We start from the raw sequence: 15,945 nt of genomic DNA, 5'->3' as shown, positions 1-15,945 counted from the left end.
ATGAGAGAGCAGCTGTTACGTTATGCGGCTGACTATGCAGCCGCAGAGGACCAATTAATCGGAAGCGGGGATGGACGCAGCAGCATCCATTTCCCGTCCGTGTTTCTTTTTATCGGTGATCGCATGAGCCCGGTGATGAACACAATTGCAGATATCAACCGGACCAAGTGGGATAACAGCACGGGGGTAACGTATATTCAGATCCGCTCGCAGGAAGAGCATGCGGCTGTAGACCGTTCTGTGGATGCTATTGTTCATACAATAGCGGTACCGGAGGAAAGTGGCCACCAAACGATACGCCGTGATTTGCACCAGGCTTTTTATACACATGAATCGCAGCTAATTGAGCTTAACACCGCGTTGCGCCGGGCTAGTGGACATTTGGCAGATTACGGTCGGTTATATTCCTCGTTCGAGCGTGTCCATTTGTCGATCTTGACGACAGCGGATGATCCGATGAACGTATTAATTCCTGAAATTACGCTGTTGGCAGAGTATATTTTTGCACAGTCTTTTAAATCGGTACAAATGGATCTGTATGTGTTGGTGAATGAAAGCGATCAGGCTGCCCAATTTGGCTACAGTAGTGCAACGTCCGTTGCTTTTATGCGGGAGCTGGACTATATCCAGAGCCCACAGTATACGTTTACGGCACCGCTTCATATGACCGAGGACAAATTGACCATTCCGGTATCCCATGCTCCATCACCGTTGTTCGATCTTGTCTATGTGCTGTCCGACAAGAACGAGCGCGGCGTAACGGTGCCGAATAGCCTGCGCGAGAGCTGTGACATTATTTGTCACATTCAACTTCTTAAAAACCGTTATCAGGCAGGAGATTCCTATCGGTCACAAGATGGGGGCTACAACAATACATCGTTTAAGAACAACATCATGACGGAATCCGGGCGGCAGGGTTATGTGTCGGCTGGATTTTCCCGGGTCAACCGTCCTAACCAGTCAATCGCGCTTACGGTGCTGTATCACTTTTATGTAAAGCTGTTAGGGCGTATGAGAACAGAGCAGGAGTGGGACATACGAGATAAGCTGAATTATTTTGGCTTAGATGCTGCCGAGCGCGGCCGCACGCGAAATGATATTGTTCCTGGCAATGAAGCGATCACGGACATGAGCGCACTGATGACCAGCGGAGCCAGCTACGGCTCGTTGAAGCGAATGACATTACGTGAGGCAGAGGAAGCCTTGTTTGGGCAGGGCTGCGAAGCCTTTTTCCGCGATAACTGTGAACGGATCGCACACAAACATTTGGGGGATTTTCAGGCGGAATTACGTCTGCAGACGGCTGTGAACGCAGCTGCCAAGGAACATCCTGAAATCGGCTTATTCGAGCTGACAGATTGGACGGATGAAAATAAAACAGGGAATGTGCTTACGGCCATTCGGGGGCTGATTCGTGATACGTCCAATGACTTGCAGATCAGTGCCGCCGAACTGGATACCCTGTATACCGGGCGAGTGGAGGACCAGCCTTTTCAACGACTACCACTCATGGATAAGCATAATGTGCGTAGCTTGATCCGCTACCTGACCGAGACCGTCTATGGGCACAAGCTGCACATGCTAAGGATTCAGGCGGATTTGGAGCTACTTCGCCGCTATGAGCTGGCACTTGAAAAATGGCATGCACAGGCGAAGCATATTACAGTACAGCTTGCCAACCTGGAACGTGAACTGCATCAAGCTGCAACGGACAGTATTCGGCAGGCCGACAGTTACACAGGTCAAAACCTGTTCGAGTATTACGAGCGTGTGACGGAGGATGTCATGCGTGAGCTGGAAAGCAAGCGGGGGAAATCTGTATTCTTTGACACCCGGCATATGGGGCCTGTATCTGGATTGCTGGACGGAGGTATGTCCGCATTGGTGGAACGACTTACGGAGACCTGCCGCACCTTGATCCTCAGCTCACAGCCGTTCAATCAGACATTCGAAGAAGAATTATTGCGGCGTGCCAATGTAGCTGCTGCATATGAAAATCGGCTGGTTGTTCCGAAGGATGAGCTGTTTAAAAAACTGTATCAAACGTTAGAGGAGCATGGCGGAATTAACGTACGTTTGCTCGACTATACCCATGAGCATCGTTATGAAGAAAAGTACTTCTTTGGTGACTACGAAGGCGAATTTCTTCCTTATGCGATGGACGTGGATATTACTTCGCGTATTTACAAGCTGGGTTTTGTACATGAGCGTCGCAGTAGCGGGGTGGAAAAGCTGCATTTGATGGGCGGCTTCCATCTGGAGGATCTGATGGTTTACCGCAACGGCAAAACGTATTATGAGACATATACTGCGAATGGTTTCGTGTTTCACGGAATCGACGTGGACCGGTTGCCGGAATTGCGGTAGCCACATATTAATCCTACTTTAATGATGGAAGGAAGCAACGATTCTTATGAAGCAGCGTAAATTCAACGTTCTCCTATTGCTGTTCGGCTTACTGGGAGCTGTAGTAGGCTTCATCTTGGGAGAGCTTATTCTACACAAATTGATAGGGCACTGGCCGCATATCGTCGTGATCGGGCTGTATTTTGGCATCATGGCGCTGTGCATTGGCCTAGGCTGTCTTATTGGCGAATTGATTTCGCCACAGTTAAATGGACATTCATGGCGGCAGCGCTACTCCGGATTATCCTGGAAGTTACTGGTGCCTGCTACGCTGGTGATGTTGTTCGTGGCAGGCCTGCTATTGGAGTTGGGCTATCAGGTTAACCCAGAAGGGCGCAAGAGCGTACAGGACCTCGTGCTTGTCATTGATAATTCCGGGAGTATGCAGCAAACAGATCCCGATAATGAGCGCCTAACGGCTGCCAAGAGTCTGATTGGCCAAATGGATGGAGACAAGCGGGTAGCCATTGTTTCATTTGATTCTACTGCGCAGTTGGTTCAGCCGTTTACTCCAATTCGCACAGATGCAGAGAAGCAAGCGGTTTATTCCAAAATCGATAGTATGCAAACTATCATGTCAGGCGGTACGGAGATCGGACTTGCTTTGGACGAGACGATCAAGGAGATTGAAACCCAAGGCAATGCAGAAAAAGGTTCTCTCGTTATTATGCTCTCTGACGGCTTTAGCGAGCTGGATACCCAGACAGCATTGGCTCCTTACATCGCCCGCCAGATTCCGATTAATACGATCGGGCTGAAATTGGCAGAATCGGAAGGTATAGCCTTATTGCAAAATATCGCCCAACTGACGGGAGGAACTTATTCTAACGTAGCCAATGCCCAAGGACTTACTCAGGCGTTCGGTAAAATATATAACAAAATCGGTGATCGCACACTGGTAACGGAGCGGACAGGTGAGTATGCCGACAGTCTGTATTTTGCCATTTATCGCGTAACGGCTCTGGTCATTATCGGAGTTCTGTTGGGATTGGCTCTTGGACTGATGTTCGATAACCGTTTTCTGGCGCGGAATTTCGCGATTGGTGGAGTCCCGGCAGGATTGCTTGCTGGTTTTATTTTGGAAAAAGGACTATCCGGCTCGCCCATAGGTGACTTGATGATTCGTTTGGTGGCAGCGCTCGTACTGGCCGCCCTTATTGCTGTCTTTTCGCTTGTTCTGCCGATTGCGGAAAATACTCGCCGATCTTCCGGTGGAGGAAGTCAGGGTGCGCCGTCAGGACGCCGGAGAGGGGCACCGGAAGGCCCGACGCGCAATCGACGCAGCAGTGGATTTTAGAACAGGAGGCTGGAACTTATGCAGTATAAGGATGCACAGCCCGGTGATCCTGTTATTTCGGAGCTGAGCCACAAAATTGACGACAACCGGGTTGTGTTACGCTGGCAGTGGCCTGAAGGGGCAGCCGTGGTATATATTGCGAAACAATCAGCCGATGCAGAGGTGAATGGGCAGAACGAAGCCGAAGTTTTACCGCCTTTTTCAAGCCTGAAACTTTTTACACGCGAGGAATATAAGGCTGCTGGCAGCTATCGTGACCGAATTGAAGGCATTGGACGTGTGCGGTATACCGTGTATCCGGCTGTTCGGGAGGATGGGGATACTTTTGTAATCCGTCAGCAAGACGGAGCCAACCAACTGGAGCTGAGCACGGGTAGGGCTAAAATCAGATATGCGGTTCACCATAAAAAAAGCTGGTTTCGCAGCCGCAAAACAGTCCAGATTCAGGTGACAGCTGAAGTTCCTGTCCCGCAGGAGGCGCTTTGTTACGTGAAGAAGCGCGGGGGCTATCCGGCAGACCGGGACGATGGAACTTTGTATCCGTTCACGGCACCTTTTGCCGCGGGACGGAACGTTTTACCCGCTGTAGAAGTGGGGGGAGATGAATATGTGCGGCTGTTTTTTACGGACGGCCAGAAATATGGCACGGTATATGAATTAGTCCCTGAATGAAAGGAGGCCGCAACCGATGAGTTTTCTTAGCAATTTATTCAGAAGAAAGCCACAGGCAGCGCCAAGGCCGTTATTTTATGATATTGTGTGCCCTTATTGCTTTAGCAAGTTTTCCCCGGAGGAAGTGGTATTCCGTGCTTCTCATCACCGTGAAGATGACGAGGATTACGCTTTGGGTGAAGATGAGCTGTTGAACAAATATCGGGAGCGTTTTGGCTTGGACAGTGTGCATGATATGGAGGCGATTTTGCATCCCCATGATGTTCCTGAGGAACATCGATTGTATTCTGATCATGTACTGACAGGTCTGACGGACCGTTATGGCGAGCTGACGCGTCACCGACTGTGCCCGCACTGTCATAACGAGTTGCCCGTGACCGCGGGTAAGGTACCGAGTAATATCATTTCGATTATTGGAGCTTCGCAGGCGGGAAAATCTGTTTATATGACCTCCCTGATTCACACGCTGCAGCATGTGACGGCCGATCATTTTGACGCGGCTTGCATGCCGCTCAATGCGGAGATCAGCCGCAAGTTCCGCACCATGTATGAGGAACCGCTGTTTGAACGAGGTGATCTGCTTACATCGACACAAAAAGAAAAGATGCAGGAGCCTTTTATTTTCCAGTTTGTATTTAAGGATGAGGAAAAGCCGCCACTGACGCTCGTATTTTTTGATGTCGCCGGTGAGGGAATGGTCGATCAGGACTATCTGGGACTGCATGGACAGCATATTAAGAATTCTGCAGGTATTCTCTTTATGGTCGATCCACTGCAAATCCGCTCGATTCGGGAACGTATTAAAATTAACCTTGGCGATAAGCCAGGTGAATGGGTCTCGCAATATGATGAACCGCGTGATGTCGTACTTACGATGTTCGGTGATTTTATCGCATATCAGGAAAAAGGGAAAACGGACATTCCGACCGCTGTCGTCCTGACCAAAAGTGATATGCTTTCTGCGTTGGCAGATGAAGAAGGCACGTACATCAAGACGAACAGCAATATTTTTAATCCGATGGAGCATCGCAAATATATGGATTTGGATGAGTTCGCAAACATTGATGGCGAAGTTCGACGCTTCATCGAAAAGGTGGATAAGCCGTTCAAGGGCACGATGGATGTATATTTTACAGATACGGCCTATTTCGCGGTTTCCGCCCTGGGTAGCAATCCGGTAGAGCAAAAGCTGCAAGGGTTGGTTAGTCCGATCCGTGTGGATGAGCCATTCATTTGGCTGCTCTACAAGTTGAAGTACATTGAGGGGAGAGAATCACAGTGAGTTATTCTACCTCTCATTTGATACAGCAGCAGATGTACACACGGGAACGGCGTGGTATTTTCCGTTCTACGGAAGGCTTCGATACAGTGGCTAATTCCAAAGGACTGGATGCTTCTTTTATTAAAAAGGTGCTCCATCCCTTGTGTGTGTATGATGCGCCTGCTGCTTTGACGGCGCGTGGCGAGAAACAGGAGAGCGTCTATCCGGAAGCCATACATCTGGTGCGGACGGAGTCCGGGGATGTAGTGCTCGGACGCAGTATTTATAAGACAGCGGATTTTACTGGGCTGCGGAGCGCCTTTTTTACGCACAACTATGTGATTCCAGCCGGACATGGTGAATCTCCGTCTGACTATAAGCAGTGGCTAAACACATCGTTTGTTGATACCTATGATATTGAGCAGGGAACGGAATTACCGGAATTGGAGCGTCTACCGGGTGGAAGTGTATTTCCCGCTGTTGACCCGTCTGCAGTGCTGGCTCAATTACAGCTGAGCGAAGAAGTGTTTAAGCAGCTTTTGTACGCAGTCATGATGTCGGCCGCGGGTCGCAAAAAGGTATATGTAGCGCTGAATGTTCCTGCAGAAGCAGTGGCATCTTCAGCCAAGCAGCTGCTTGGTGTGTTGTATGCGGCACTGCCTTATGTATTTCGCAACAGACTCGGATTTCTTACATATGCGCAGGAACCGAACAGCAGAAAAGGCATTCACTTGATGTTCGTTGAGCCTTTCAGTTTGCGTCCCGGTGATCGGAATGTGGAAAAGGACTTTGTATTTGACCTGTCTAACAATAGTCGAATACTTAATGTGGATGCAGAGCAGGTGAGACAGCCTTATTTTGACTGGATTGTCCGTACGTTGCTGAATGGCGGGACGCCGGACGATTTTTTCAAATTTGCCGAGCAAATGCTGACAGGCATGGAGGCAGGACGTGATCTGACGCTATCCAGCTATCATGAGCTAATTACGTTGTACAGAATTGAACAGGGAGAGCGGGCATTATACAACGAACAACGAATCGCTGTGTTACGAAGCTTGACTGATTATTTATCGCCACCCGATGCGCTGCCACGCAAAATGCGGCTGAATGATCTGTTTCTGTCGTTTTTTGATCATGAATTTGATCGGGTGAAGGATGGATATATTCCAGATGTAGGTTTGGTCGATAGTTTCAAGGACTATTATAAAGTTCATGCACGCAGCAGCGAAAATCGGCTGGTGGAATATTTAATCCGTTCGCTAAACAACGCTTATACTGCCAGAAATACGGAAGCGGTCACGTATATTTATCATACGATTGAAGAGAATCCGTCATTAGGCAAGGCATATTTTACGAAAGTGCTGGGTAATCCGGCACTTACAAAAATGCTGTTCATTCCCTACATGGACAGTCAGATGAAAAGAACACCGGATGTAAAGGGACTGCTGGCTGTCGTGCATGAATGGGGCAGTCGGTATATCGAAGTGTCAGCGAATGCTGATTTTCAGCTTTTGGCCGAATCTGCATTGATGGGCAGACTGCGTGCCGAAAGAAAACCGGTAGAGGCTGTGGCTGCCATTCATCAACGCTTGCGTCAATGGGACAGCAGTTCTGCCGTAGGCAAACTGTCCCCGCTGGAGCAATCCGGATTGACAGAACGCTTGCAGGAAGCGGCGGATCGGTATTTGCTTACCGAAGTAGAGCTAAAAGAAATATCACCCGATCAGGTCGTACAGATTCCGTTTTTCACACGGCCCGATTTGGTGCAGTGGGTTGGAAAGCTGCCTGCTCCTCTCAAAGGACAAGCAGTGCGATTGATTGCAGCTTACGATTGGTTTAATACGGAGGACCCGGAACCGTCGGTGCTGGACGGTCTGGAGCCCGGCGAAGTAGAAAAGGTGCAGGATTGGGCTTACGGCTGGCTGCCCCAGCAGCTTGCGGAGGGTCATTTTGCCCGTCTGTTGCCTGCTTTCTATCGTTCTGACGGTACGGGAGAAGGAATATTGGATTTTGCTCGCCTAGTCAGTTCGATCCGCAAATGGGCGAAGGATAACGACACGATGTACAGCTTTATCCGATGGTCGGAGGAACACCCTGAGTTTGCTACTCCACGTGGCGGTTTCGAACCGTCCTATCGACGTGCGCTACTTCTATTCTTCCAAAAGGAAGGACGAGAAGGACTGCATAAAAAAACGCTGTGGCGTCAATATTTTGAACCTGCAAAGCCTGTCTTTAAAAATTTCTATTTGGCAGCAAAGCGTGAAACAGACACGTCTTTGGTCAAAACACTTCGTCGTTTCCGCAAAGGCGGGGTGATCTCCGGGATTGTGCTGATTGTCATTGCAGGTACGCTAGGCGGCCTGAAAGCTGCCGGGGTGATCGGATCTGGTGACACACCTGCGCCTGTTGCTGCTCCGAAGCCTGTACAACAGCCTGTAGAGCCAACAGTGCCCGTAAAAGAGGAGCCTACGGCGATAGTGACACATGTACCTAACACCAAGTCCACTACGAAAATGGTCAAGCTGTTGTTTGCGTTTCAAACATCGGCAGAGCAGGCAGAATTTAAGCCCAAAAAACTCGTCATTGTCGGCGCGGATCAACAGGAGCACTCATACGAAAATTTTACGCTTGCTGAACAAAACGACAAGGAAGCAGCCAGTAAAGCTAACAATGGTCCATCCGGTGACGTAAACACTGGGAGCACCATTACAAAAAGCACGACAGCAGATGGAGAAACCACAGGCAGTGGTTCCACAGCTCGTGGTGGTACATCTGGCGGAAAAAGCGCTGATCAGGCTGGAGCAGTGACAGACAACACGGACGGAGGCTCGACTTCGGAGATTTCTACTGAGGGTAGCGGTATAGCAACCGATAAAACCACAGGCAGCACATCAGGTGATGGTACAGGGACAACGGCCGATCAAGGTACAGGTTCAGCCAATGGAACAAACACAGACACTGACGCGCCAACGGAGTATGATCTGGAGAAGTATCCTTATCGTACGCTGTTGACCATTTGGCAACGGCTGGAGCTGAACGATGCTAGCACGGTTACCGTTGATGGAGAAGAATACCCGATGGTTCAAGTGAAGAGTGCAGACTAAGCAACTATAAAACAGAAATAAAGTAAAAGACGGGCTTCCTTCAAGGGCTCGTCTTTTGCTATACATAAATTTTCATATAGGATGAATTCGTAATTCGAAATTCACTGTATTTAGTAGACGATCATTTTACGAAAGTATTGACACCAGATAGGCGACTGATTAAAATTGGTTGGAATTCAAACTATTAAAATTCGATAGATAGGAGGTTTGTATTGAGATGGGAAGTGAGGTGTATCCCGTTTGTCTTCCTTGGGAGGAAGAGAGCACGATGTATTTAATTAAATGGATTTTCACCACCGTCCGGCGCGAGATTGAAACGGCACTGCGCCCTTTGGGACTCACCTCCCCACAATCGCAGACGCTCTATATACTGGCGATGTCGCCTGGAGTCACCAATACGGATTTGGAAAAGCTATTGCTTATTGATAAATCAAGCGTTACCAGCCTTGTTAACGGGATCGTTAAGAAAAACTGGGCAGTACGCCAAAGTCACCCGGAAGATGCACGAATGAAGCAAATCTATTTGACCGAGGAAGGCTTGGAGATTCACATGGTAGCTGAACGTACCATTGAGCAAATTAAAAGCTCTGTAGGCGAAACGTTATCTGTCGGAGAATCGGAGACGCTGCGCGGCCTGCTTAAAAAAATTCTCCACGATTATCGTCCTGCGAACACCCGCGTTTAAGTGGATATATAGAGAAATTTGCCCGGATAGGGGTATTCAAAAGCTGTGAAATGCCATCATAGATAAAATGTTTACAGGAGAGGGAGTAACCAAATGATAAAAGAACAAACTTATCCCAATGCGGATAAGCTAATGCGTGTGTTAGCTTTCACACTTGTTTTTTCAGTGATGAACGCTTTTATGTTTAATGTAGTTATGCCTGTGATTCGGGAGGAGTTTCATATTAGTTCTTCCGATGTAAGTTGGCTGCTAACCGGTTATATGATCGTGTATGCGGTTGGCTCGGTGACCTACGGCAAATTGGCTGATAAATATCGTCTTAAGGATTTGCTGACGTTTGGGATTATCTTTTTTGCACTAGGTTCGCTTATTGGGCTGTTGGCCAATCAATTTTGGATGCTAATTGTAGCTCGTTTGCTTCAGGCCGCAGGAGCTGCTGTTATTCCGGCAACTGCCATGATCGTTCCTGTTCGCTATTTCTCGGCTGAAAAAAGAGGACGCGCTCTGGGCGTCACAGCAATCGGCTTAGCGTTAGGTACGGCACTGGCTCCGATTATTTCCGGTTTGATTACAGGCTTTGCGAGCTGGCGCTTTTTGTTCGTCATTTCCATGCTGCCACTGATCGCTTTGCCGTTCTTTCGCAAATATTTGGATGATCAGCGTGGAGAGGATCAGAAGTTCGATTTTCTTGGCGGATTATTGCTGGGTGGAACAGTAGCCTTCTTATTGCTTTCCATTTCACAAGCCAATATGATATTTTTTCTGGTCGGTATGGTGCTATTTGCACTGTTTATATGGCGAATTAACACTGCACATGATCCATTTATCCAGCCGAAGCTGTTCCGTAACAAGCAATATTCATACGGGCTCCTTATCGCTTTTTTAGGGACGGGGATCAGCTTTGGATTGCCATACTTGGCACCCCAGTTTCTGAACAGTCTCAATCAGCTTACGCCGGCAACGATTGGACTAATTATGTTTCCAGCTGCTATTGCGTCGGCTCTATTGGGGAAAAGAGGGGGACGTTTGGCGGATAGTAAAGGAAATTCGTTTCTCGTCTATACGGCCGTTTCGCTTTTGTTTATCTGTTTTATTAGCTTGTCTACGTTTGTGGGTGCGTCTCCGTATCTGATTTTATTTTTGCTTGTTTTCGGAAACGTAGGTCAGACCTTCATGCAGATTGCCATGTCCAACACGATTTCTCGTACCTTGTCAAAAGACCAGATTGGTGTTGGAATGGGGCTGTTATCTCTGCTGAATTTCATTGCCGGGGCGATCACGACAAGTATTTTGGGCAAAACGCTGGATAGTTCGTCGTCCTTTCATTTGAATCCTGTCGTATCTAATGTGCAGGTGTTCAATTTTAGCAATATATTTACGGTGCTTGCACTGATTGCGCTTGTGACGATGGGACTTTACGCGTTGCAGTTCCGGCGAGGTTCACGCCGTAATACGCCTGCTGTTGAACAAGGATAAACATTTTATGCAAACTCATGCCAAAACAAGGGTATAATATAGAAGGAAAAGTTCATCTATGGAAGGACGGAGTGTCCGGCATGACAAGAAACCTTCAATATGTACCCTATGGTTATGAGCCTCCGATCGAGACGCATAAAGGGACCCTGGTCTACTATGATACGTTCGAGCAGATTACAGCCAGAGAGCTGGAGCTTTTTGCCGAAACGGGGGCTGCACTATCTTTTACAAAGCTGGTGCTGTATCCGCTACATGAAGAAACAGTCAGAAGAATGTGGAAGCAGCCGGTACGCTCGTATTACAAGCGGGTGGACGAGCTGGGAGAGTGGCAGCGGGAACAGGCTTTGAGTGCTGTTGTGATTGAGAGCTGGGAAGGTAAGCGTAAAAAATATACGCCGATTGAAGCAGCCATCCGTTTTTTGGCGGAAAAGTATACGACCCCGCTTTTTTTGTACATGAGTCCTGAAACTGCAAATTTGTGCGCTTCCTATGCATCGTTTGGAGAATGGATTAGAAACGTCAGATTGGTGCTTTCGAGTGAACCATTGGAACTTCATCCGAAGCTTGCACAGTACCGTAATCGCTGGAACACGGTAGAAGAAGCGACAAACCGTGACTCTAAGGTTGACAAAGCGGAGCATGAATTATAAAATAGAACTAATCGTAAAAATTACTATTGTAATTGTATACCATGTATTCCAATTAAGGAGGAAGAGAAATGCGCGTAATTGTTACCTTGGCATGCACCGAATCCGGTGATCGCAACTATACAACAACCAAGAACAAAAGAAATCATCCGGAGCGTCTTGAAATGAAAAAATACTCTCCGCGTCTGAAAAAGTACACGATCCATCGTGAAACTAGATAATTTGAGGTTTGCTGCATAGCAATCTGAATTACCTGCATCCTGAACGGAGCTGCGGTATGATCTCTCCGTTAACGATGAAGAAATCGTGTTAAGTTTGCAAAAGCCTGCGTTATGGAACCGGCGAAAACTTGAATTAGTCCAGTGGACAGAGCGTCCAAAGTTAAAGCTTGCACCTAAGAGAACGGCTTTTTTTTATGGCTGTATGATAGATGCCGAGCTACATGGCACGCTTTGCCTTTTGAATCGAAAGCACGTGGCTACCGAGTTCTCCTGTGCTGGTGTCAGCATTTGGGACGAGCCGGAGGACCATTCACTATATGCTTATATAACGATGAAGGCTGACGAAAGATCCGGAGCGTTCGTGCAATGGGCGATGCGATATATGCGGCATCGTTTGCTTGTCGTTTACGAGCTTGAGCGCAACCGTTATGATCTATCGTCTTTTTTTCTGGGACATAACCGTTCCTTTTGCCAACTGATGGAGTATTGCGCCAGTACGTTTGAATTTGAAACTAAAACTATATGAAAGATTAGGTGAAACTAATGAAAAAAGATATTCATCCAACATTGAACAAAGTTATCTTTTTGGACCCTAGCTGTGGATTCACTTTCCTGAGTGCTTCCACTAAATATTCGCAAGAAACGATGGAATGGGAAGATGGCAACACATACCCAGTTATCCGTGTAGATACTAGCTCTGCTTCCCACCCGTTCTTCACTGGTAAACAAAGAAACGTGGATATCGGTGGTCGTGTGGATCGCTTTAACAAAAAATATAACCTTAAGTAAGAAAAGTCGAGCGTTATGTTCACAGATTATGCCAATAATTCGTGAACATCGCTTTTTAAAAAACCTCCTGCATCTGCAGGAGGTTTTTTTGTCTTAATCCAGATCTGTCATTTAAAGCGAAATGAAGCACTGTTCCCATTGGTCGGCAATGGATACTTTGTCGAGCTGCTCTCCAATGAGCGTGACATACCCCTGACTCACAGGAAGTGCGGTGGGCTGCCACTCCAAGTGATTTCCCGAAAATTGCAAAAGCATCGTACCTTCCTGAGGAAGCACGCAATAACCTTTCGCTCGAAGCAGCGAGGAACCGAGCCCGGTCAGGAAGCTTTCCAATCGTTGCTTTTCCAGTGGCTGAGGAGAATATTGATGCAGCGTTAAGCTCTCCAGACGGGAAAACGAATGGGACTGGTTTGGATCGTGGCTGTGGTTATGACTGTGTGCAGAAATAACTTTGAATGCCGTACTTCTGGAGACACTGCCGGATCTTACAATACTTTTGGCGGGAATTGGGACGGACGATGCGCCTACATCGGTGGGTTGCGCCTGTGCTGGTGCAGGTTGAGATACCGGTACAGGTTTCGCGGCAACGAATACGGAGGCCAGAACAGGTTCCAGCAGTGGTTCAAGGTCAACCCGGCTATATTCAGTAGTCTGTAGTTTGGCCGTATCGTTGAGCTTGCGGATGCTCTTGACGACCTTCGTCACTTCACGGCTACTTACGACATCCATCTTATTCACCACAATGAAGTCTGCGGTGCGCAGCTGTCCGTGCAGGGTCCGAACCAGTTCTTTATCAGCCGTAAAGCGGCTGTTGTATTCATGGAACAGCTCAGCATCCACAACACTGATGCTGTGAACCAGATAAAGCCGATCCGCCAGCAGTGGGGAGCGAAGCTCTTCCAGCACTTGCTCGGGGTTGGCTACCCCGGTGGTTTCCATGAAGATCAGATCCGGCTCCTGGCTCAGCAGGGTGTGCAGAGCCCCTGCCAGCTCATTTCTTTTGCTGCAACAAATGCAGCCCTCTAGCAATCCTTCCACTGTTACGTCAGGCATTTCCTCTGAAATAATAGCGCTGTCTACATCATATTCACCCATTTCATTCATTAAAACAGCAGCACGAAGGGGAATTTGGCGGGTATGGGCTAACAGGCGCAAAAGCAGTGTTGTTTTGCCGCTTCCAAGAAAACCACTGATTAAAATAACAGGAACTTTGTTCATCATTCTTCCTCCTTGGTGGGTTTAGTGTGTTGCGTTCAAGCGATCAAAGGTAGCTACCGAGTCTGCTTGGGTATAGACGTACGGGGATTCCGGCTGCCCGACAGCGGTTATTTTTTCGGATCGAATTTCAAGTACGGGAGCGTTGCCCTTTTGTGTGGCATGCAGTGTTCCTTCAATGGTCACCCAGGTATCCTTGTCAAAGGACGGGACCTTCTGGGATTGGACGATGATCCCGAATGGCATGGCATCGGCAGTACAGCACATGACGAGGAATCTTCCTACTGCAAATAGACCTTTACCCGGCAGGTTATCATCTTTATAAACAAAGCCAGTCACCTGTACTTTTTTTCCTTCAAAAGCGTGTTTATATAATTCAATGGCTCCGATAGTTTCGGAGAATATTTCAGGCTTGATCTGTATGATGGGTTGCTGATACAGGCGTTTCGCCAGCTCGGCGAATTCTACATTGTACTTATCAGGCGGAACGAATAGCTTATCCAGTGCTTCCTGACTCCATTTTCCCCCTGGAGGGGGCGAAGTTGGGGCAGAAGATGCGGTTGATAAAATGGAGGAAGCCGGTGTTTTCGTGGTCTGTGTATCTGTTTTTCGTCGGATATCCGGGTTGGGATACGTGAAGGACATGCCTTTTTTGGCGGCCATATCACTACCTAGTGCCTGATTGGGTAGCAGAGAACCGAACAGGAGCGGAATGAGCAGCATTCCATATACGAGTGTTTTTTTGAACCAGCTTTGCGGCAACGGATGCTCGCAATCACACATATCCTCACCGTCCCGCTCCCCGACGATTCCGTGCCATGCCATCGCCAAAGCGATGAACAAGAGGGGCACAGGGCAGAGCAGAAGCAGCTTTTGCATTTGTGGGGCCAAGTAGTAATGAAGTGCATTTGTACGGCTTAATGTGATGATGTACACAGCTAATCCGATCAAGAGCAAGGAGCGTATGCCATATTGCCAGCGGATGCTAAAGGTTGAATTCACGTTTGTATTCACCTCCCAAATAACCATTCAGCAGATATAGAGCCCACCAGGACGAGCGAAACAATGAGCAAGCCCAAGATGGCGACAAATTTGGTGCGGAAGGTGCTTAGCAGCATGAGCGTGCCTTTAAAATCCAACATCGGGCCGAGTACAAGAAAGGATGCCAGCGGACCTAGTGTGAAGGTATGCGAAAAAGCAGTAGCTACAAAGGCATCGGAGGTGGAACACAGCGACAGCACGTAGGCAAAACCCATCATAAAGGCGTACGAGCCGGCCGTGCCGTCGCTTAACGAAAGCATTTCATCACGTGGAATGAAGGTTTGGATGCAGGCTGTCAATAATGCCCCGATAATGAGATATTTACTCATGTCCAAAAACTCGTCGCCAGCATGTACAAAAAAGCCCCGCCATGTGCGATTATGCCGATGATTCTGATTGTTCTGTTTTTGCTGGTTAAAAGAGAGCAACGAACGTTTGAGCGGATGCACTCGAACAAAGGCATACACGATCAGCCCGATGATCGCAGAAACGCCAAAGGCCAGACCCATTCGAACGGCAGTGACCTCGGGATGGGAAGGGAAAGCCATCATCGTCGCAGCCAGTACCACGGGATTGATAATGGGCCCGCTTAAGATAAAAGTGATACCCATATAGGCAGGCATTCCCTTAAGCATTAATTGGCGAACGACAGGGATCATGCCGCATTCACAGATGGGAAACAGCAGACCTAGCAGGGAGGCCAGCAGGACACCCGGTACAGGATGTGCAGGTGCTATTTTGCGAATCCATGTTTCCGGTACAAGCCACTGCAAAAGGGATGAGACGAGCACACCGATAAGTAGAAACGGGACAGCTTCCAGAAAAATACCCATAAATACTGTTTTTAACGGCTGCAGCTGCCCCATATCTAACAAACGAAGCCACTGGGGAGATAGCGTAATAAGCACAGGGATGAGAAAGGCAAACGGAATCATAAAAGGCAGCATCTTCAACAGCGTACTGTTTTTCATTCCACGTCTCCTTGGAAATAAGGGTTCTTATCTACATCCTATGCCTGTGATGGGACAATCATGCCCGCCGGATTGTGTTTGAATCACCCCCTATGTTGACAATTCAAAGAGGGGTCATATATATTTATGTTTACTAATGGTAATTATTACGATTAAAATT

14 protein-coding genes are annotated in these 15,945 nt (G+C 48.0%); 11 read left to right on the top strand and 3 right to left on the bottom strand.

Features of this window, described 5'->3' with window-relative positions; translation table 11 throughout:
• The 11 genes from AC6EJC_RS17245 (at position 1) to AC6EJC_RS17195 (ending at position 12,558) form a co-directional block, all read left to right on the top strand.
• Positions 1 to 2,367, top strand: a complete 2,367-nt coding sequence (locus AC6EJC_RS17245) for a transcription initiation factor TFIID (RefSeq protein ID WP_444955025.1) — start codon at positions 1 to 3, stop codon at positions 2,365 to 2,367.
• A gap of 46 nt (positions 2,368 to 2,413) precedes the next feature.
• A complete protein-coding gene (locus tag AC6EJC_RS17240) occupies positions 2,414 to 3,703 on the top strand; it encodes a vWA domain-containing protein (protein ID WP_444955024.1) in 1,290 nt (429 codons plus the stop codon).
• Between the two features lie 18 nt (positions 3,704 to 3,721).
• Positions 3,722 to 4,375 carry a beta-mannanase gene (locus AC6EJC_RS17235; protein WP_444955023.1) on the top strand — a complete coding sequence of 218 codons (654 nt, stop codon included), beginning with the start codon at positions 3,722 to 3,724 and terminating at the stop codon, positions 4,373 to 4,375.
• 16 nt (positions 4,376 to 4,391) lie between these two features.
• A complete protein-coding gene (locus AC6EJC_RS17230; RefSeq protein ID WP_444955022.1) occupies positions 4,392 to 5,657 on the top strand; it encodes a TRAFAC clade GTPase domain-containing protein in 1,266 nt (421 codons plus the stop codon).
• Positions 5,654 to 8,740 (top strand): GAP1-N2 domain-containing protein, encoded by a 3,087-nt coding sequence (locus AC6EJC_RS17225; protein WP_444955021.1) that lies wholly within the window; start codon positions 5,654 to 5,656, stop codon positions 8,738 to 8,740. Before AC6EJC_RS17230 ends, AC6EJC_RS17225 begins: the two co-directional genes overlap by 4 nt.
• 217 nt (positions 8,741 to 8,957) lie before the next feature.
• Positions 8,958 to 9,425 (top strand): MarR family winged helix-turn-helix transcriptional regulator, encoded by a 468-nt coding sequence (locus AC6EJC_RS17220; protein WP_444955020.1) that lies wholly within the window; start codon positions 8,958 to 8,960, stop codon positions 9,423 to 9,425.
• 93 nt (positions 9,426 to 9,518) lie between these two features.
• Entirely contained in the window at positions 9,519 to 10,901 is a 1,383-nt protein-coding gene (locus AC6EJC_RS17215; RefSeq protein ID WP_444955019.1) for an MFS transporter, read from the top strand.
• An 80-nt stretch (positions 10,902 to 10,981) separates the two neighbouring features.
• On the top strand, positions 10,982 to 11,551 hold the full coding sequence (locus AC6EJC_RS17210; protein ID WP_444955018.1) for a hypothetical protein: 570 nt from the start codon (positions 10,982 to 10,984) through the stop codon (positions 11,549 to 11,551).
• Positions 11,552 to 11,619: 68 nt separating this feature from the next.
• The gene (gene rpmG / locus AC6EJC_RS17205) at positions 11,620 to 11,769 is read left to right on the top strand and encodes a 50S ribosomal protein L33 (RefSeq protein WP_007430271.1); all 150 of its coding nucleotides are present in this window, start codon (positions 11,620 to 11,622) and stop codon (positions 11,767 to 11,769) included.
• An 85-nt stretch (positions 11,770 to 11,854) separates the two neighbouring features.
• The gene (locus tag AC6EJC_RS17200) at positions 11,855 to 12,295 is read left to right on the top strand and encodes a hypothetical protein (protein WP_444955017.1); all 441 of its coding nucleotides are present in this window, start codon (positions 11,855 to 11,857) and stop codon (positions 12,293 to 12,295) included.
• 17 nt (positions 12,296 to 12,312) lie between these two features.
• On the top strand, positions 12,313 to 12,558 hold the full coding sequence (locus AC6EJC_RS17195; RefSeq protein WP_013310118.1) for a type B 50S ribosomal protein L31: 246 nt from the start codon (positions 12,313 to 12,315) through the stop codon (positions 12,556 to 12,558).
• 111 nt (positions 12,559 to 12,669) lie between these two features.
• Here the strand turns inward: AC6EJC_RS17195 and AC6EJC_RS17190 are convergent, their stop codons facing one another.
• Genes AC6EJC_RS17190 through AC6EJC_RS17180 form a run of 3 tightly spaced genes read right to left on the bottom strand, consistent with a single transcriptional unit; the run spans position 12,670 to position 15,785 of the window.
• Complete coding sequence (locus AC6EJC_RS17190) at positions 12,670 to 13,779, bottom strand: CobW family GTP-binding protein (RefSeq protein ID WP_444955016.1); 1,110 nt, start codon at positions 13,777 to 13,779, stop codon at positions 12,670 to 12,672.
• 18 nt (positions 13,780 to 13,797) lie between these two features.
• Positions 13,798 to 14,775, bottom strand: coding sequence for a TIGR03943 family putative permease subunit (locus AC6EJC_RS17185; protein ID WP_444955015.1), 978 nt, complete (start codon positions 14,773 to 14,775; stop codon positions 13,798 to 13,800).
• An 8-nt stretch (positions 14,776 to 14,783) separates the two neighbouring features.
• Positions 14,784 to 15,785 carry a permease gene (locus AC6EJC_RS17180; RefSeq protein ID WP_444955014.1) on the bottom strand — a complete coding sequence of 334 codons (1,002 nt, stop codon included), beginning with the start codon at positions 15,783 to 15,785 and terminating at the stop codon, positions 14,784 to 14,786.
• Between the last annotated feature and the right edge of the window lie 160 nt (positions 15,786 to 15,945).

The organism is Paenibacillus sp. TY11, assembly GCF_059772165.1.
Note: the sequence above shows the minus strand (reverse complement) of the source record. Positions and strands in the feature narration are given on the sequence as shown.

Coding starts and splice junctions, on each gene's coding strand:
- AC6EJC_RS17230 (WP_444955022.1), top strand. CDS start 4,392: ATGAGTTTTCTTAGCAATTTATTCAGAAGAAAGCCACAGGCAGCGCCA.
- AC6EJC_RS17180 (WP_444955014.1), bottom strand. CDS start 15,785: ATGAAAAACAGTACGCTGTTGAAGATGCTGCCTTTTATGATTCCGTTT.
- AC6EJC_RS17245 (WP_444955025.1), top strand. CDS start 1: ATGAGAGAGCAGCTGTTACGTTATGCGGCTGACTATGCAGCCGCAGAG.
- AC6EJC_RS17215 (WP_444955019.1), top strand. CDS start 9,519: ATGATAAAAGAACAAACTTATCCCAATGCGGATAAGCTAATGCGTGTG.
- AC6EJC_RS17210 (WP_444955018.1), top strand. CDS start 10,982: ATGACAAGAAACCTTCAATATGTACCCTATGGTTATGAGCCTCCGATC.
- AC6EJC_RS17235 (WP_444955023.1), top strand. CDS start 3,722: ATGCAGTATAAGGATGCACAGCCCGGTGATCCTGTTATTTCGGAGCTG.
- AC6EJC_RS17240 (WP_444955024.1), top strand. CDS start 2,414: ATGAAGCAGCGTAAATTCAACGTTCTCCTATTGCTGTTCGGCTTACTG.
- rpmG (WP_007430271.1), top strand. CDS start 11,620: ATGCGCGTAATTGTTACCTTGGCATGCACCGAATCCGGTGATCGCAAC.
- AC6EJC_RS17190 (WP_444955016.1), bottom strand. CDS start 13,779: ATGATGAACAAAGTTCCTGTTATTTTAATCAGTGGTTTTCTTGGAAGC.
- AC6EJC_RS17220 (WP_444955020.1), top strand. CDS start 8,958: ATGGGAAGTGAGGTGTATCCCGTTTGTCTTCCTTGGGAGGAAGAGAGC.
- AC6EJC_RS17195 (WP_013310118.1), top strand. CDS start 12,313: ATGAAAAAAGATATTCATCCAACATTGAACAAAGTTATCTTTTTGGAC.